19 protein-coding genes and 1 pseudogene are annotated in these 17,192 nt (G+C 63.5%); 13 read left to right on the top strand and 7 right to left on the bottom strand.

The window, feature by feature from the left end; all coding sequences use genetic code 11:
• Positions 1-9: 9 nt before the first annotated feature.
• The 10 genes from CWO89_RS14325 to CWO89_RS14370 all read left to right on the top strand — a co-directional run bounded on the left by CWO89_RS14325 (position 10) and on the right by CWO89_RS14370 (position 9,645).
• On the top strand, positions 10-1,665 hold the full coding sequence (locus CWO89_RS14325) for a nitrite/sulfite reductase (RefSeq protein ID WP_130579442.1): 1,656 nt from the start codon (positions 10-12) through the stop codon (positions 1,663-1,665).
• Positions 1,652-2,167 carry a DUF934 domain-containing protein gene (locus tag CWO89_RS14330; protein ID WP_130579444.1) on the top strand — a complete coding sequence of 172 codons (516 nt, stop codon included), beginning with the start codon at positions 1,652-1,654 and terminating at the stop codon, positions 2,165-2,167. Before CWO89_RS14325 ends, CWO89_RS14330 begins: the two co-directional genes overlap by 14 nt.
• Positions 2,164-2,883: a phosphoadenylyl-sulfate reductase gene (locus CWO89_RS14335; protein ID WP_130579446.1), complete on the top strand. Its 720-nt coding sequence runs from the start codon at positions 2,164-2,166 to the stop codon at positions 2,881-2,883. Before CWO89_RS14330 ends, CWO89_RS14335 begins: the two co-directional genes overlap by 4 nt.
• Before the next feature lie 121 nt (positions 2,884-3,004).
• Positions 3,005-3,994: a sulfate ABC transporter substrate-binding protein gene (locus CWO89_RS14340; RefSeq protein ID WP_165421143.1), complete on the top strand. Its 990-nt coding sequence runs from the start codon at positions 3,005-3,007 to the stop codon at positions 3,992-3,994.
• Positions 3,995-4,061: 67 nt separating this feature from the next.
• Positions 4,062-4,868, top strand: a complete 807-nt coding sequence (cysT, locus tag CWO89_RS14345) for a sulfate ABC transporter permease subunit CysT (RefSeq protein WP_165421146.1) — start codon at positions 4,062-4,064, stop codon at positions 4,866-4,868.
• Between the two features lie 13 nt (positions 4,869-4,881).
• Positions 4,882-5,844, top strand: coding sequence for a sulfate ABC transporter permease subunit CysW (gene cysW, locus CWO89_RS14350; RefSeq protein WP_130579449.1), 963 nt, complete (start codon positions 4,882-4,884; stop codon positions 5,842-5,844).
• Positions 5,834-6,883 carry a sulfate/molybdate ABC transporter ATP-binding protein gene (locus tag CWO89_RS14355; protein WP_130579450.1) on the top strand — a complete coding sequence of 350 codons (1,050 nt, stop codon included), beginning with the start codon at positions 5,834-5,836 and terminating at the stop codon, positions 6,881-6,883. Before cysW ends, CWO89_RS14355 begins: the two co-directional genes overlap by 11 nt.
• Positions 6,884-7,041: 158 nt before the next feature.
• The gene (locus CWO89_RS14360; RefSeq protein WP_207234479.1) at positions 7,042-7,578 is read left to right on the top strand and encodes a CAP domain-containing protein; all 537 of its coding nucleotides are present in this window, start codon (positions 7,042-7,044) and stop codon (positions 7,576-7,578) included.
• 95 nt (positions 7,579-7,673) lie between these two features.
• Positions 7,674-8,849: a DUF3734 domain-containing protein gene (locus tag CWO89_RS14365; RefSeq protein WP_130579452.1), complete on the top strand. Its 1,176-nt coding sequence runs from the start codon at positions 7,674-7,676 to the stop codon at positions 8,847-8,849.
• A 7-nt stretch (positions 8,850-8,856) separates the two neighbouring features.
• Positions 8,857-9,645: a 3-hydroxybutyrate dehydrogenase gene (locus CWO89_RS14370; protein ID WP_130579453.1), complete on the top strand. Its 789-nt coding sequence runs from the start codon at positions 8,857-8,859 to the stop codon at positions 9,643-9,645.
• Between the two features lie 52 nt (positions 9,646-9,697).
• Here the strand turns inward: CWO89_RS14370 and CWO89_RS14375 are convergent, their stop codons facing one another.
• The 4 genes from CWO89_RS14375 to CWO89_RS14390 all read right to left on the bottom strand — a co-directional run bounded on the left by CWO89_RS14375 (position 9,698) and on the right by CWO89_RS14390 (position 12,661).
• Positions 9,698-9,997, bottom strand: a complete 300-nt coding sequence (locus tag CWO89_RS14375) for a type II toxin-antitoxin system RelE/ParE family toxin (RefSeq protein WP_130579454.1) — start codon at positions 9,995-9,997, stop codon at positions 9,698-9,700.
• Complete coding sequence (locus tag CWO89_RS14380; protein ID WP_130579455.1) at positions 9,994-10,230, bottom strand: hypothetical protein; 237 nt, start codon at positions 10,228-10,230, stop codon at positions 9,994-9,996. The genes CWO89_RS14375 and CWO89_RS14380 overlap by 4 nt, the downstream gene beginning before the upstream one ends.
• Positions 10,231-10,262: 32 nt before the next feature.
• Positions 10,263-11,642, bottom strand: a complete 1,380-nt coding sequence (locus tag CWO89_RS14385) for a lipopolysaccharide biosynthesis protein (protein ID WP_165421144.1) — start codon at positions 11,640-11,642, stop codon at positions 10,263-10,265.
• Positions 11,643-11,821: 179 nt separating this feature from the next.
• Positions 11,822-12,661, bottom strand: coding sequence for a protein-disulfide reductase DsbD domain-containing protein (locus tag CWO89_RS14390; RefSeq protein ID WP_130579456.1), 840 nt, complete (start codon positions 12,659-12,661; stop codon positions 11,822-11,824).
• Between the two features lie 135 nt (positions 12,662-12,796).
• Here CWO89_RS14390 and CWO89_RS14395 point away from each other — a divergent pair, with 135 nt between their 5' ends.
• Positions 12,797-13,447, top strand: a complete 651-nt coding sequence (locus tag CWO89_RS14395; protein ID WP_130579457.1) for a YqgE/AlgH family protein — start codon at positions 12,797-12,799, stop codon at positions 13,445-13,447.
• A gap of 287 nt (positions 13,448-13,734) precedes the next feature.
• Here the strand turns inward: CWO89_RS14395 and CWO89_RS14400 are convergent, their stop codons facing one another.
• The gene (locus CWO89_RS14400; RefSeq protein ID WP_130579458.1) at positions 13,735-14,622 is read right to left on the bottom strand and encodes a TauD/TfdA dioxygenase family protein; all 888 of its coding nucleotides are present in this window, start codon (positions 14,620-14,622) and stop codon (positions 13,735-13,737) included.
• A 130-nt stretch (positions 14,623-14,752) separates the two neighbouring features.
• Positions 14,753-15,532 carry an SDR family NAD(P)-dependent oxidoreductase gene (locus CWO89_RS14405; RefSeq protein WP_165421145.1) on the bottom strand — a complete coding sequence of 260 codons (780 nt, stop codon included), beginning with the start codon at positions 15,530-15,532 and terminating at the stop codon, positions 14,753-14,755.
• Between the two features lie 101 nt (positions 15,533-15,633).
• Here CWO89_RS14405 and CWO89_RS14410 point away from each other — a divergent pair, with 101 nt between their 5' ends.
• Positions 15,634-16,368 (top strand): SDR family NAD(P)-dependent oxidoreductase, encoded by a 735-nt coding sequence (locus CWO89_RS14410; protein ID WP_130579459.1) that lies wholly within the window; start codon positions 15,634-15,636, stop codon positions 16,366-16,368.
• A 121-nt stretch (positions 16,369-16,489) separates the two neighbouring features.
• Positions 16,490-16,846, top strand: coding sequence for a CsbD family protein (locus CWO89_RS14415; protein ID WP_130579460.1), 357 nt, complete (start codon positions 16,490-16,492; stop codon positions 16,844-16,846).
• Between the two features lie 137 nt (positions 16,847-16,983).
• Here the strand turns inward: CWO89_RS14415 and CWO89_RS46935 are convergent.
• Positions 16,984-17,192: pseudogene (locus CWO89_RS46935) on the bottom strand (DUF459 domain-containing protein); the annotation flags it as partial.

The raw sequence follows: 17,192 nt of genomic DNA on the forward strand, positions 1-17,192 counted from the left end.
TTCTCCCTCATGTACGCATATGACGAACTCGATCGCACGCTCCTTCACGAACGTGTCGAAGAATTCCGCGACCAGGTGAAGCGCCGCCTTTCCGGCGAACTCACCGAGGACGAATTCAAGATCCTGCGATTGCAGAACGGCGTGTATCTGCAGCTCCACGCCTATATGTTCCGCGTCGCGATCCCCTATGGCACGCTGTCGTCAAAGCAACTGCGCGCGCTTGCCTATGTCGCGCGCCGCTACGATCGCGGTTACGGCCACTTCACGACGCGGCAGAACATCCAGTTCAACTGGATCAAGCTCGCCGAGCTGCCGGACGCGCTCGCCGATCTTGCCGAAGTCGGCATCCACGCCATGCAGACCTCCGGCAACAACATGCGCAACGTTACCTCGGACCAGTGGGCGGGCGTCGCGCCCAGCGAGGTCGAGGATCCCCGCATATGGTCGGAGCTGCTCAGGCAGCACACGACGCTGCATCCGGAATTCTCGTTCCTGCCGCGTAAGTTCAAGATCGCGATCACCGCGTCCGATCACGACCGCGCCGCGATCCGGATCCACGACATCGGCCTGCGGCTGCACAAGAATGCCGATGGCGAGACCGGCTTCGAGGTGCTGGTCGGCGGCGGACTCGGCCGCACGCCGTTCATCGGCAAGACCATCAAGCCGTTCGTGCACGGCCGCGACATCCTGAGCTATGTCGAGGCGATCCTGCGCGTCTACAACCAGTATGGCCGCCGCGACAACATCTACAAGGCGCGCATCAAGATCCTGGTGCACGAGCTCGGCATCGAGAAGTTCGGCAAGGAAGTCGAGGAAGAGTGGCAGCTATTGCGCGACAGCGCGCTGACGCTGGATGATGCCGCGATCGAGGAAGTGCGCTCGCGCTTCAGCTATCCCGCCTACGAGAAGCTGCCGCATATGCCCGACGAGCTCAAGCAGGCGGCGCACGATCCGCTGTTTGAGCGCTGGCGCAAGAATTCGGTGTTTCCGCACAAGGCGCAGGGCTATTCGATCGTGACGCTGTCGCTGAAGCCGGTCGGCGGCCCGCCCGGCGACGCCACCGCCGAGCAGATGGACGTGATCGCCGATCTCGCCGATCGCTATTCCTTCGGCGAGATTCGCGTCGGCCATGAGCAGAACCTGGCGCTGCCGCACGTCGCCAAGCGCGACCTGCCGGCGCTGTGGAAGGCGCTCGACAAGGTCGGGCTCGCGACGCCGAACGTGAATCTGGTCTCCGACATCATCGCCTGCCCGGGGCTCGATTACTGCTCGCTCGCGAACGCGCGCTCGATCCCGATCGCGCAGGAATTGACGCGGCGCTTTGCCAATCATGACACCGCGGGCCTGATCGGCCGGCTGCACATCAATATCTCCGGCTGCATCAATGCCTGCGGCCATCACCATGTCGGCCATATCGGCATCCTGGGTGTCGAGAAGAACGGCGAGGAATTTTACCAGATTACGATCGGTGGCCGCGCCGATGAGAGTGCCGCGCTCGGCACGCTGATCGGCCCCTCGGTGCCCTATGCCGAGGTCGCCGACGTGGTCGAGGACATCGTCGAGGCTTATCTGGCGCTGCGCGATTCCCCCGATGAACTCTTCATCGACACGGTCAAGCGGCTCGGCGTCGAACCTTTCAGGGAGCGGGTCTATGCCACTCGTTAAGAACGGAAAAATCGCAACCGACATCTACGTCCATGTCGCCGATGGCGCGGAGATTCCGGCTGATGGCGCGATCCTGGTGACGGCGGCGCGCTTCCTCGAAGATTCCGAGGCGCTGCTGCAGCGGCCGGGCAAGGTCGGCGTGATCTGGCCCAATAACCGTGACCTCGACGATCTCGTGCCCTATCTCGATCGGCTCGCTGCGGTCGCGTTGGTGTTTCCGTCCTTCCGCGACGGCCGCGCTTATAGCCAGGCGCGGCTGCTCCGTGAGCGCTATCGTTTCAACGGCGAATTGCGCGCCACCGGCCAGGTGCTTCGCGACCAGTTCGTGTTCATGCTGCGCGCCGGCTTCGACGCGCTCGACGTGAAGAAGGAAAAGGATGCGGACGCCTTCGCGGAGACGGTGAAACGCTACACCGTATTCTACCAGCCGACCGGCGACGGCCGCGCCACCGCGCTGAGCCGCCGCACGCAATTGCGCCATTCCGAAAGCGCCAGCCCATGAGCACGCTCGCGCCCGAGATGCCGGTCGAGGCGCGGTCGGCGCAGGAGCTCAATCGCGCCCTGTGCGCGGCGACGCCGTTCGAGGTCATCGAGACCGCGTTGAAGACGGTCGGCCGCGAGCGCCTTGCGCTGGTCTCGTCGTTCGGCACGGAATCGGCGGCGCTGCTGAAGGTGATGGCCGATGTCGATCCGGCCATCCCCGTGATCTTTCTCGATACAGGCTGGCTGTTCGCGGAAACGCTTGCCTATCGCGACACGCTGATCGACACGCTTGGTCTGACCGATGTTCGCTCGATCAAGCCGCTCGAGGAGACGCTTGGTCGCGAAGATCCCGAGCGCGATCTCTGGTTCTCCGATCCCGACGCCTGCTGCCGCATCCGCAAGGTCGAGCCGCTCTCGCGCGCGCTGGCGCCGTTCGCGGCCTGGCTCAATGGGCGCAAGCGCTTTCAGGGCGGCGCCCGCGCCGACATTCCCGTGGTCGAGGAAGACGGCGTCCGCCTGAAATTCAATCCCTTCGCCAACGCGACGCGCGAAGAGATTGAAGCGATCTACCGGGACGGCAAGCTGCCGCCGCATCCGCTTATTGCCTCCGGGTACATGTCCGTCGGCTGCATGCCCTGCACCAGCCGCACCGCGCCTGATGAGGAGGTGCGCGCCGGTCGCTGGCGCGGCCGTGCCAAGACAGAATGCGGCATTCATACGATGAAGACTTCTTAGGACAATGACGCTGCCACGCCGCAAACAATGAAATGCGGTTCCGTTGACTAAAGCGTTTTCCGCCGCGAGTTATGTTCCGCGTGCTCCGGTGTTGCTTCATCTGATTTGAATGGAGATAGAGATGATCCGTCGTATCCTGCCGCTCGTCGCGGGCTTGCTGTGGGCGGGTTCGGCCTTCGCCGCCGATTACTCGCTGCTCAACGTGTCCTACGATCCGACGCGTGAGCTCTATGCCGATTTCAATAAGGCGTTTGCCGCCGCCTATCAGAAGGAGACCGGCAAGACCGTCGAGATCAAGCAGTCGCATGGCGGCTCCGGCTCGCAGGCGCGCGCCGTGATCGACGGCCTGCAGGCCGACGTGGTCACGCTCGCGCTCGCTTACGACGTCGACGCGGTCGCAGCCAAAGGCCTGATCGCACCGGACTGGCAGAAGCGCCTGCCGCAGAATGCCGCACCCTACACCTCGACCATCGTTTTCCTGGTGCGCAAGGGCAATCCCAAGGGCATCAAGGATTGGGACGACCTGATCAAGCCGGGCGTTGCCGTCATCACGCCGAACCCGAAGACCTCGGGCGGCGCGCGCTGGAATTATCTCGCCGCCTGGGGCTACGCACAGAAGAAGTTCGGCTCCGCCGACAAGGCCAAGAAGTTCGTCGCCGACCTCTATCAGAACGTGCCCGTGCTCGACACCGGTGCACGCGGCTCGACCGTCACCTTTGTCGAGCGCGGCGTCGGCGACGTGCTGCTCGCCTGGGAAAACGAGGCGTTTCTGGCGCAGCGCGAATTCGGCAAGGACAAGTTCGAGATCGTCTCGCCGCCGCTGTCGATCCTCGCCGAGCCGCCGCTCGCGATCGTCGATGCGGTTGCGGACAAGAAGGGCACCAGGGCGATCGCCGAGGCCTATCTGAAATATTGGTATACCAGGGAAGGCCAAGAAATCGCCGCGCGCAATTCTTACCGTCCGCGCGATCCGGAGATTGCCAAGGAATACGAGAAATCCTTCGCCAAGGTTGAACTTTTTACCATCGACGACGTTTTCGGTGGTTGGACCAAGGCGCAGAAGGAGCACTTCGCCGAGGGCGGCATCTTCGACCAGATCTACAAGAATTGATCTGGTCGGGCCCGTGGGGGCAGAAGCAGGGGGATAGGTGAGCACAGCGGTTGCACGGCGCAGCACTTTGCCGGGATTCGGTCTCACGATGGGACTGACCCTGACGTGGCTCTCCGTTATCGTCCTAATTCCGCTCGCGGGTCTGTTTCTCAAGACGTTTGAGCTGAGCTTCGATCAGTTCTGGGGCATCGTCACCAGCCGCCGCACCCTGAGCGCACTGAAGATTTCGTTCGGGCTTTCGTTTGCCGCGGCCTGCGTCAATCTGGTGATGGGCACGATCATCGTCTGGGCGCTGGTGCGCTACCGCTTTCCGGGACGGCGGCTGTTCGATGCGATCGTCGACATTCCCTTCGCGCTGCCGACCGCGGTTGCCGGCGTCGCGCTGACCCAGCTCTTTGCGCAGAAGGGCTGGTTAGGCGCGCCGCTTGCCGAACTGGGCATCAAGGTCGCGTTCACGCCGATCGGCATTTTCGTCGCCATGGTCTTCATCGGCATTCCCTTCGTGGTGCGGACGGTACAGCCTGTGCTGATCGATCTCGATCCCGAGATCGAGGAGGCCGCGGCAAGCCTCGGCGCCAACCGCTGGCACACGGTGTTTCGCGTGATCCTGCCGAGCCTGATCCCGGCGCTCCTCACCGGCTTTGCGCTCGCCTTTGCCCGTGCCGTCGGCGAATATGGCTCGGTGATCTTCATTGCCGGTAATCTGCCGAATGTCTCCGAGATCGCGCCATTGTTGATCGTGATCCGGCTCTCCGAATTTCGCTATGCGGATGCCACCGCGATCGCGGTGGTCATGCTGCTGGCTTCCTTCGTCATCATTTTCGCGGTCAATCGCCTGCAGCGCTGGGCGCAGACCCGCATTCCCACCCACTGAGGGGCCAGCATCGATGTCGCTGCAATCGAATCTGGCCTCCTCCACCACGCAGGTGCGGGCCTACGCCCCGACGGCAGACCTCAATGTCGTCTCGCCGCCGTCGCAGCGGGAGAAGGTACGCCCGCACACGGCGGCCTCGAAGCGGGATCTGCGCACCGAGCCCCGGCCGATCCGCTTCCTGATCGTCGCGCTGGCGCTGATCTTCCTCACCGTGTTCGTGGTGCTGCCACTGGTCGTGGTGTTCGCGTCGGCGTTTTCGCGCGGCGTCACGGCCTATTTCGTCGCGCTCACCGAGCCGGAGGCGCTCTCGGCGATCTGGTTGACGCTTCTGATCGCGGCGATCTCCGTCAGCCTCAACCTGATTTTCGGCGTGATTGCGGCCTGGGCGATCTCGAAATTCGATTTTGCCGGCAAGACTTTTTTGATCACGCTGATCGATCTGCCGTTTTCCGTCAGCCCCGTGATCTCGGGCCTGGTCTTCGTGCTGCTGTTCGGCGCGCAGGGCTTCTTCGGGCCATGGCTGCAGGCGCACAACATCCACATTCTGTTTGCTGTGCCCGGCATTGCGCTCGCCACCATCTTCGTGACCTTCCCCTTCGTCGCGCGCGCGTTGATCCCGTTGATGCAGGAGCAGGGCACGCAAGAGGAGGAAGCGGCGGTTTCACTGGGCGCGTCAGGGCTGCAGACCTTTTTCCGCGTCACTTTGCCCAACATCAAATGGGGCCTGCTCTACGGCGTCCTGTTGTGCAACGCGCGCGCGATGGGCGAGTTCGGTGCGGTGTCGGTGGTCTCGGGCCATATCCGCAACGAGACCAACACCATGCCGCTGCTGGTCGAAATCCTCTATAATGAATATCAGTTCGTGGCGTCGTTCGCGATCGCGTCGCTGCTTGCGATGCTGGCGTTGATCACGCTGGTCGTGAAGACGATCCTCGAACGGCGTCTGGACGAAGGGCAGATGGTCAGTGACGATTGAAGTCAAAAATATCGTAAAGAAGTTCGGCGATTTCGCAGCGCTCGATAATGTCAGCCTGAAGGTCGGCGACGGCGAGCTGTTGGCGCTGCTCGGGCCGTCCGGCTCCGGCAAGACCACGCTGCTCCGGATCATTGCCGGTCTCGACTGGCCCGAGGCGGGCGAAGTGACGATCGACGGCGAGGATGCGCTTGGCCGGGGCGCCAGCGAGCGCCATGTCGGCTTCGTGTTCCAGCACTACGCGCTGTTCCGCCACATGACGGTGTTCGAGAACGTCGCCTTCGGCCTGCGCGTGCAGCCGCGCGCGATCCGCAAGGACGAGAAGGCGATCCGCGCCCGCGTCAAGGAGCTGCTTGATCTCGTGCAGCTCGACTGGCTGTCGGATCGCTTTCCCAGCCAGCTATCCGGCGGCCAGCGCCAGCGCATCGCGCTCGCCCGTGCGCTCGCAATCGAGCCGCGCATCCTGCTGCTCGACGAGCCCTTCGGCGCGCTGGATGCCAAGGTGCGCAAGGAGCTCAGGCAATGGCTGCGCTCGCTGCATCAGGAAATTCACGTCACCTCGATCTTCGTCACCCATGACCAGGAAGAGGCGCTCGAGGTCGCCAACCGCGTGGTGGTCATGGACAAGGGCCGTATCGAGCAGATCGGCACCCCCGGTGAGGTTTATGACAATCCGGCGACGGCCTTCGTCCACGGCTTCATCGGCGAATCCATCGTGCTGCCGGTCGATGTCAGCGACGGCGCGGTCCGGCTCGGCGGCAGGCCGCTCAACATCGCCGCCAATGGCGCGGCGCCCGGCGCCTCCAAATTGTTCGTGCGCCGCCATGACATGCAGATCGGCCCGGCGGGGGGCGGATCGCTGGAAGGGGCGGTGCGCCGTGTCCGTTCCTTCGGCCCGATCCAGCGTGCCGAGGTCGCGCTTGCCGACAGCGAAGGCAAGACCGTGATCGAGATCGATGCGCCGCGCGACCGGGAACTGCAGGCCGGCGAAGTCATCTCGCTGGAGCCCCGCCGCTACCGCATCTTCGCAGTTCACGATTAGCCCTGTAGCCCGGGTGAAGCGAAGCGCAACCCGGGATCTGCATCCGCTTGCGAGAAAGCCCCGGATTACGCTTCGCTTCATCCGGGCTACGGGACCTCGCGGACGGCAACCGCCGCCGCAAAAAATCGTCCCGCGTTCACCATTCAGCCACGGTTGGTATGCAACAACGGCGGACCAACCTTGGGGGAATCCTTTCAGTGAAACGGACGACGGTCGCCCTTCTTGGGCTTCTGGTGCTGGGCGGCTGCGCGACAGACACTCCACTTCCGGAACAGCCGGCCATGTATGTCAACATGGCTGCACCCGGCGCTGTCCTGGACACCCAGGCCGCCGCGACCATGATCTCGCAATATCGCCAGAACAACGGCCTCGGCACCGTGGTGGTGGACCCTGCGCTCGTGAAGCTCGCCGAGCAGCAGTCGCAGGCCATGGCGGCCCGCAACAAGATGGACCATGACGTGAAGGCGCCGCTCGGCAAAAGGCTGGAAGGCTCCGGCTATCCAGCGACGGTGGCGGTCGAAAACGTCTCGGCCGGCTATCATACGCTGGCGGAAGCGTTTTCCGGCTGGCGCGATTCGCCGCCGCACAAGGCCAATATGCTCAAGGGCGGTGTCACAAAATTAGGCATCGCGGCGAGCTACGCACCGAACACCAAATACAAGGTGTTCTGGACGCTGATCCTGGCGTCAACCTAACTCTGTGTGATCGAAAGCCTCGATCACGCCGATTGACGCGGTCGCGAACTGCGGCCACGGTGCACGCCATTATGCCCCACTGATTGACGGTCACGATGGATACTTCCGATCCCGCGCCCGCCACGACGCCCGCCAAGGCGCAGCGCGTATTGGTCCTGCAGGGCGGCGGCGCCCTTGGCTCCTATCAGGCCGGAGCGTTTCAGGCGCTCTGTCGCGCCGGCTTCGAGCCGGAATGGATTGCCGGCATCTCGATCGGCGCCATCAATGCTGCGATCATCGCCGGCAACGAGCCGGACAAGCGCTTGCCGCGCTTAAAGGAATTCTGGGAGATGGTATCGCGTCCGGTATCCTGGAATCCGGTGACGCCAGGCGACCGCGCCCGCACCTTGTTCAACGAGACCAGCGCCGCCATCATCGCGACATTCGGCGTCCCCGGCTTCTTCGCGCCGCGGATCCCGCCGGCGCCGTTCTGGCCCATGGGCAGCTCGGAGTCGCAGAGCTATTACGACACCGCGCCGCTGAAGAAGACGCTGGAGCGGCTGGTCGATTTCGACCGCATCAACGATCTCAAGACCCGGCTTTCGGTCGGCGCGGTCGGCGTGACCTCGGGCAATTTCAGGTATTTCGACAATTACGAGTTCAAGAAGCTCGGCAAGAAGATCGGCCCCGAGCACATCATGGCCTCCGGCGCGCTCCCGCCCGGCTTCCCGTCCGTCCTCATCGAGGGCGAGCATTACTGGGATGGCGGCATCGCCTCCAACACTCCGCTCGACTTCGTGCTTGATGAGGAGACCCGCCGCGATCTCCTGATCTTCCAGGTCGACCTGTTCAGCGCCCGCGGGCCGTTGCCGAACTCGCTGCTCGAAGCGGCCGAGCGCGAAAAGGACATCCGCTATTCCAGCCGCACGCGGATGAACACCGACAAGAACAGGCAGATCCACAATGCGCGCATGGCGGTGCGCGACCTCATCGGCAAGCTGCCGGATTATCTGAAGAACGACCCCTCCGTTGAATTGCTGCGGCAGGCCTCCAAGGAGAACACCGTCACGGTGGTGCACCTGATCTACCGGAGCAAGAACTACGAGACGTCGTCGAAGGATTACGACTTCTCCCATGTCGCCATGGTCGAGCACTGGGAGGCGGGCGTCCGCGACGTGCATTTGTCGATGCGTCACAAAGAATGGCTAGAACGACCGCAGTCCGGCGAAACCATGGTGACCTACGATCTCACGGGGGACGTCGATCCGTTCCCCGCACGCAAGAAGGAGTGAAGCAGATATGGCTACGTTGACAGGCAAGACCGCCGTCGTGACCGGCTCAACCAGCGGCATCGGATTGGCGATCGCGCGCAAATTCGCCAGCGCTGGGGCCAATGTCGTCATCAATGGCATGGGCGTGCCGGCCGATATCGAGCGGGAGCGCTCCGGCATCGAGACTGATTTCAAGGTCAAGGCCGCCTATTCGCCGGCCGACATGACCAAGCCCGCCGAGATCGCCGAAATGATCGCGCTCGGCGAAAAGACCTTCGGTTCGGTCGACATCCTCGTCAACAATGCCGGCATCCAGTTCGTCTCCTCGATCGAGGAATTTCCGATCGAGAAGTGGGATGCGATCATCGCGATCAACCTGTCGTCGGCGTTTCACGGCATCCGCGCCGCGATTCCGGGCATGAAGAAGCGCGGCTGGGGCCGCATCATCAACACCGCCTCCGCGCATTCGCTGGTCGCCTCGCCCTTCAAGTCGGCCTATGTCTCCGCCAAGCACGGCATCGCCGGCCTCACCAAGACGGCGGCGCTCGAACTCGCGACCTTCAAGATCACCTGCAACTGCATCAGCCCGGGCTATGTTTGGACGCCGCTGGTCGAGCACCAGATTCCGGAGACCATGAAGGCGCGCAACATGACCAAGGAGCAGGTCATCAAGGACGTGCTGCTCCAGGCCCAGCCCACCAAGGAATTCGTCACCGCCGACCAGGTCGCCTCGCTCGCGCTGTTTCTGTGCAGCGACGACGCGGCCCAGATCACCGGCTCGAACTACTCCATCGATGGCGGCTGGACCGCGGAGTAGGGCCTTTCTCGCGTGTCCCTCTCGACGTCGGTCGGGAGGGGACATGACCCTATCACTCCAACCCGGTTGGAACGAAGGGACGCCGCGACGTGTGGCGGATGCGTAGAACGTCGACGGCATCGCCGCGGACTCGATAGAAAATCCTGAACGGATAGCGGACGACTGCAACGACGCGGACAGAGGAGCGTTGGGAGACCCGTGGCGCTGACTCGGGTGCGCGGCGAATGCGGTCTAACACGACCAGAAATCGATCCTCAATGGATCTGGCTATAGTCGGACTGGCGTTGGTCGAATAGTAAGTCGCGATTTCGGTCAGATCAGCGAGCGCTCGCCGAGACCAGACAAGCTTCATTTCGGACGAAACTTCGCAAAGGCGGCCTCGACCTCGCGCTCGGTAGCGACTTCGCCGGCGTCGATCGAGGCTATCGCGGCATCGATCGCCAGCAGTTCCTCATGCGTCGCGACATACTCGTCGCTTCGCAGTTCATTCTCGATTTGCTCTGCGACGGCAACGAGCTCATCCTGCGCGGCTTCGGGCCACGTCCGAACACGTTCCAGAAGATCTTTTAGGTGTGCTGCGGTCATGTTGAAAATATACGCCGCGTCAGCAGGAATTGCTATGGCCTGGAACCGATCTTCCCGAACGCCAGCACGTGCAGCCCGAGCCGCCGGCGGACGATCCAGAACAAGAGCACCGACTCAAAGCTTAGCGAGGTCGATATAGCTATGGCGGCGCCATGGCCGCCGAAGTGCGGCACCAGCGCGACGCACAGTACCAGGTTCATGACGAAGGCGAGCGCGTAGGCGAGCGCGCAGATCTTCTGGTGGCCGAGCATGTTGAGGAGCCGCTCGACCGGGCCGATCGCGGCGCGCACCACGAGCCCGATCGCCGCCAGGAACATGATGTCATAGCCGACGACGAATTGCGGCCCGAACAGCCAGAGCAGCGGCTTGCCGAAGGCGAGCAGCAGGATGGTCGCGGCGAGCGAAGGCCAGAACGTCCACTGGATCGCATGGGCGACATAGGCCGACAGCCGCGCCTTGTCGCCGAGCGCGTTGTATTCGGCGAAGCGATGCGCTGTCGTTGCCGCCATCGCGTAGTGGATGAAGGACACCAGCGCCAGCGTCTTCACCACGGCGAAATAGACGCCGACCTCCTCGGAGGAGCGGAACTGCTGCAGCACCAGCACATCGGTGTAGGACAGCAGGAGATAAAAGCTTTCGACCAGCAGGATCGGCAGCGAGATCGCAAGCCAGCCGCTGACGTCGTAGGCCTTCTCACCGGGCTCGACATGGGCCGCGAGCCTGCGGTTCAGCACCAGCATCTGGCCGATCATGGCGATCCACACCGCCGCGGCGCTGGCGAGCATCGCGGCGGTGGCGCCGAGATCGAAGCCGAGCACGACAGCGCCGGCGGTGAAGCCGATGATCAGTGCCTGGCGCACGATGAATTGCGGCATCAGCCCGAGCCGCATCCAGTCATGCGAACGGGCAATCCCGTCCTGGGTATTGGCGACCACGAAGGCCGGGAGCGTCAGGCAGCCGATATAAAGCGGCACGATCGTGTCCGTGCCGACCCATGGCGACAGCAGCCTGACGAGGCCTGCGAGCAGCAGCGAGACCGCGGTCGACACCGCAAAAGTCAGCCAGCGGCTGCCGGAGAGAAAGCCGCGCAATAGCGCGTGCTCGCCTGCCGCGCGGTACTCCGGAATGAGCTTCTGCGCGGAGGCCGAAATGCCGAAATCCATCATGCTGCCGAGCAGCAGCACCCAGGTCCAGACATAGACGTAGACGCCATAATCCGAACTGCCCATCCAGCGTGCGAGCAGGATTTGCGAGAGATAGGCGGCGACCGCGCTGACGACGCGGATGACGAAGATCGTCCCCGCGAGCCGCCGCGTGACGGATGCCTCGCCCGAGCCGCCGATCAGGCCGCGCATGCGCGCCATCATGCCCGTGGGCGAAGCGGTTGCGGATTGGGCGTCCATCACGGCCAAGGCGAAGTTCCGGAAAAAGCGGCGGCGAGGGCCGTGAAGTATCAACGAAACGTTAAGAATGGGTTCGGTGGATAGCGGTGAAACCGTAGCCCGGATGGAGCGAAGCGCAATCCGGGGCCGGTCTTTCTGCGTGCGCCGCTGTTCCCGGGTTGTGCTGCGCTTCACCCGGGCTACAGGGGTCAATCCAGATTGGTGTTGAACTCGTAGGCGCGGTCGCCGCCGACCAGGGTCAATTTCAGCGCGGCACCGTCCGGATTGGCGCCCGGCGGCAGGCCGTCGAGCTCGAAGGAGAACCGTTTCACCCCGGGTGGCGAGTTCGGCTCGAGTTTCGGCACCGGCAGGGCCCAGTCCGGCGTCGGTCCCTCGACGAACAGGCTGACCTCTTTGCCTTCGGGCGCAGCGACATCGACCAGCACGGTCGACTTGCCGCTGCGTTTGACATCGCGGATCGTGACCGGGTTGGGATCGCCGATATTGGCCGGCTTCGGCACGGTGTCGAGCGCGGATGACAGCGCGCCGTCCTCGGTAGAGGCGACGCTCGCAAAGGCAAGCTCGACGCTGGTCTCCACAGGAATGCACAGCTTCTCGCACACCGCATAATTGATGTTGGCGCGCAGCATCAGCGGCTTGTCGGCACTCTTGGCGACGATCCGAAGCGGCAGCACCACCTGGTGCTTGTAGCCGAGCGAGGTGCCGCCGGCGCCGTCGTCAAATTTCATCGGCGCCGGCCATAACACCGTCACCGCGTCGACATTTTCTGACTTCGAGAAATCGAAACGCGGCGGCACGCCGGAATCGCCGGGGGTACGCCAATAAGTTTTCCAACCGGGCTCGAGTTGGATGGCTATACCGCCTAGCAAAACCGCGCCGCTGCGCGAGCCTGCGAGCAGCCGTACCGCCGAATGGGCGTCCCGCTGCCAGGGCGAGGAATCCTCGGCACGTACCTCTGTCGCAGGCCAGACGACTGAAAGAGTGGCTAGCAGGCCGAGCGCAACCCGCATGGGAACTATGGCGATCATGGAACGTCTTTACCGGCTGGTTATTGCGTAAACCATTGAATTGCGTGTGATGGATGGCGCGAATACGGCGTTGAGCTTGATTGACAGAAGCCTCACCCAATATCAGGATGTCAAATCAGCATGGAGGCCTTTCAGATGACTCCTGAAGGCAAAGCACCAAAGACCGCCCGCGGCAAGGTGGCCGGCGTCGGCGACAATTCGTCGGGCAGCGGTTATCTCGACGGCCAGATCCTGATCGCCATGCCGGTTATGAGCGATCCCCGCTTCGAGCGCTCCGTCATCTACATGTGCGCGCATTCCGCCGAGGGGGCGATGGGCATCATCGTTAACCGTCCGGCCGGAAGCATCGATTTCCCGGGGCTGTTGGTGCAACTCGACATCATCCAGAAGGCCGACCAGATCAAGCTGCCGGAAAATGCCGAGACCATGAAGGTAATGAAGGGCGGCCCGGTCGATACCGGCCGCGGCTTCGTGCTGCACTCCAGCGATTTCTACATCCAGGATGCGACGCTGAATATCGACGACGAGATTTGCCTGACCGCAACCGTCGATATCCTGAAGGCGATCGCCAAGGGCTCCGGCCCCAAGCATGCGATCCTGGCCCTGGGCTATGCCGGCTGGGCCCCGGGGCAGCTCGAAAGCGAGATCCAGCACAATGGCTGGCTGCATTGCGACGCCGATCCGGAATTGATCTTCGGCGACGACGTCGAGGACAAATACGACCGTGCCCTGCGCAAGATCGGCATCGACGTCGGCATGCTCTCGAACGAAGCTGGCCACGCGTAACTCCCGCTCTTTCTTGTTTCCCTGCAATAACCGCTTGCTCTACTCCGCCTCTCCCCTTGTGGGAGAGGCCGGATCGCATGCAGCGAAGCGGAATGTGATCCGGGTGAGGGGTCTCGGTCTACCGAGGGACGAACGCACGCGGAGGCAAACCCCTCACCCGGTATTTCCCGCGTGCCGCGTGAAATCCCGGCCTCTCCCACAAGGGGAGAGGCGGGGAGTTTGCGGCTCCAGTCTCACCTCATAGCACACTTGTGGTTATGGGGCCCAGCTCAAGCCCGGGACGACAGCTACTCCGCAGCCTGCTGCGCCACGGTCGGCTCGGTGCCGGCCACGGTGGCGCGGCGCATGTCGCGCGGCTGCGACTGGTCGTAGCGGCGGACGCGATGCATGGTCTGGCGATTGTCCCACATCACGAGGTCGTGCAGCTTCCACCTGTGGACATAGACGAATTCCGGCTGGGTCGCGTGCTCGGTGAGGTCGCGCAGCAGCAGCCGGCCTTCCGGCATGCTCATGCCGCGCACCGCGCCCGCGTGCGATGAAAGGTAGAGCGACTTGCGGCGATGCACCGGATGGGTCCGCACCAGGCGCTGCAGCACCGGCTTGAACATTTCCTTCTCTTCGTCGCTATAGTCGAGGAAGCCGAGCGAGCCGCGTGAATACATCAGCGAGTGCTCGCAGATCAGGTCCTCGATGTCAGCCTTGGTCTCGTCATCAAGCGCGTCATAGGCCGCGCGCATGTCGGCGAATTCAGTGTTGCCGCCCTTCGAGTTCACCACCCGCGCCGACAACAGCGAGAATTTCGCCGGGATCGGCCGGAACGAACTGTCGGAATGCCACAGGCAGTTGCCGAGATTGAACAGATGGGTGCGGTGATCCTTCGGCAGCGGCTTGCCGTCCTTGCCGAGATTGGAGACGTCGTTCAGCCCTGAGGACAGGCGATAATCCTCCTTCTTGGTCACGTTGCCGCCGCGCGCGTTTTCGCGCTCGCCGAAGTTCAGCGCAAAGGCCAGTTGCTGCTCGTCTGTTATGTCCTGGTCGTGGAAGACGAGCACCGCGTATTTGTCCATCGCCGCCTCGACGTCGATCGCTTCCTGCCTGGTCAGCGGCTTTCGCAGATCGAGGCCTGTGACCTCACCGACAAAATGCGGGTGGAGCTGCCGGATCGCGATGGCCATGGCGTTCTCTCCTCATGTGCAGGCGGTTTTCCGCTTCGTTTGAGGAAAGGCTATCCTGTGACGTTGCCATGTCAACGCGGCGCCGGCGCATGGCCCCTTGCACGAGGATGCTCGGACACGCTGCAGCGCATCACGCGTTTCGCGCCATCAGCCCGCCATCCACCGGGATCACCGCGCCGGTCAGGAATGACGCCGCCGGCAGGCACAGGCTCAAGGTCATGTGCGCGACCTCCTCCGGCTCGCCATAGCGGCCGAGCGCCGTGCGGCGCTTGGCATAGATCGTCTTATGCTCTTCCGGAATCCGGTCGGTAATTCCAGTGCGGATCGGGCCCGGGCAGACGCAGTTCACGGTGATGCCCTCGCGGCCCAGTTCCACGGCAAGCGAGCGTGTCAGCCCGGTGACGCCGGCCTTCGCCGCGGAATAAGGACTGTGCAATGCGGTAGCGCCGAGCGCTTCGGTGGAAGCGATATTGACGATGCGCGGGCATTTCGATTTTCGCAAATGCGGCAAAGCGGTGCGGATGATGCGCTGATGCGCGGTCAGCATCACAGCGATCGCCTTTGCCCAGGCCTCGTCATAGCCGTCGTCGTCGATCGCGACCCGCACGGAGATACCTGCGTTGTTGACGAGGATGTCGAGCCCGCCGAAATGCGCGGCGACGCCGTTAATCACGGCCGGGATTGCATCGCGATCGGCGACGTCGAGCACCCACGCCTTTGCTTTCCCTCCGCTGTTGCCGATCTCCTGCGCAACCGCCTCCGTGCCTTCGGCGGTGATGTCGGTGACGGCGACGTTGGCGCCCTCAGTGGCGAATACCAACGCGGTGGCGCGGCCCATGCCGCTGGCGGCGCCGGTGACGAGAACGGTCAAGCCTTGCACAGAGCGGCTGAGCTGTTTGAATTCGGACATCGCGTGACTCGTGGGATGAGGGAACAGGTTGCAGGATTGACAAGGCTGGCATCGATCCGCAGACAGGTCAAACAAGCAAGAAGCAAGGGAGAAAGCGTGCGATGAACGAACTCGATTTCAGCGGCGGGCAGGTTCTCGTGGTGGGCGGCTCCAGCGGCATCGGCAACGGCATCGCGCAAGCATTTCGCGCCAAGGGCGCGCGCGTGCATGTCTGCGGCACGCGCGCCAAGGCGAGCGACTATTCGGCCGAAGAAGGTTCGCATCTGGAAGGGTTGGAATACTCGCAGCTCGACGTCGGCGACATTCATGCGATCGAGCAATTCAAGCCGACCTTCGACCGGCTCGATGTGCTGGTGCTGGCGCAGGGCGCGGTGATCTACCGCCGCGGCGAGTTCGAGATGGAAGGCTTTCGCAAGGTCGTCGAGGTCAACCTCATGAGCTTGATGGCGTGTGCGACCAAATTCCAGGCGATGCTGAGCGCGAGCAAAGGCTCGCTCATCATCGTCAGTTCGACTGCCGCCTATCATTCGACGATGGGAAATCCCGCTTACAACGCCTCGAAGACCGGCGCGGTCGGATTGACGCGGACGCTTGCCGAGGCCTGGGCCGAGGATGGCATCCGCGTCAATGGCATCGCGCCGGGTCTGGTCGATACCAAGATGACCAGGGTGACGACGGCGAACCCGAAGCGGCTCGAAGGCGCGCTGGAGCGCATTCCGCTGAAGCGGCTCGGCACGCCGCAGGACATGGCGGGTGCCGCGCTGTTCCTGGCCTCGCCGCTCGCCGCCTACATCATCGGCCAGACCATCGTCGTCGACGGCGGACTGATTTTGTAGAGCATGATCCGGAAAAGTGGACGCCGGTTTTCCGAAAAGATCATGCTCAAGCAAAAGATGGCGCAGGAACCGCGGCTGGGCTCGCCGGTTACTTTCCCGGAGAAGGAGAGGAGTAACCGCGATGGATACTGATCGGATCGCTGGTGCCGCCAAGGAGTTTGCCGGCAAGGCGGAAGGCGCCGTTGGTGAAATGACCGGTGACAGCAAGACGGAAGCATCAGGCCGCGCGCGCGAAGCCGCCGGCGCGGTGCAGAATCTTTACGGCCAGGCCAAGGATGCCGCGGACACCGCCGTCAACTACGCCAAGGAGACTTACGAGAATCGCGGCGAGACTATTCGCAGCGGCCAGCAGGCGCTGACCAAGACCGTGCAGGACAATCCGATCGGCGCCTTGCTGGTTGCCGGCGGCCTCGGTTTGGCGCTCGGGCTATTGCTGTCGCGGCCGCCGCGCCGCCCGCCACCGCGCTGGCGCTACTAGATTAGGGGCGTAAGGGTGGGCAAAGGCGCCCTTCGCGCCGTGCCCACCATCGATGGCTCCGCTCGGAATGGTGGGCACGCTTCCGCCGGCGTTCGTTAGAACGGCGGTGCAAAAGTCGCTTTGCCCACCCTACGCCGTCACCATCTCAGGAAATTGCCGAACGGTGCTTCCGCGGATCGCCCGACGTCCGCCGGTGGACGTGGGACGATCGGCGTCGGCGGACGCGGCGGCGCCGTCTGCTGGCGTGGCGAGCCGAAGAAATCGCCAAAGGTCGAGGCAGGCGGCGGATTGGTCTGAGCCGGCCGGAACACACGCTTCTGCGGTGCCGGCTTTGGCGGCGCGGGAG

The organism is Bradyrhizobium sp. Leo170 (assembly GCF_004296405.1).
In the GTDB taxonomy this organism is placed as follows: domain Bacteria; phylum Pseudomonadota; class Alphaproteobacteria; order Rhizobiales; family Xanthobacteraceae; genus Bradyrhizobium.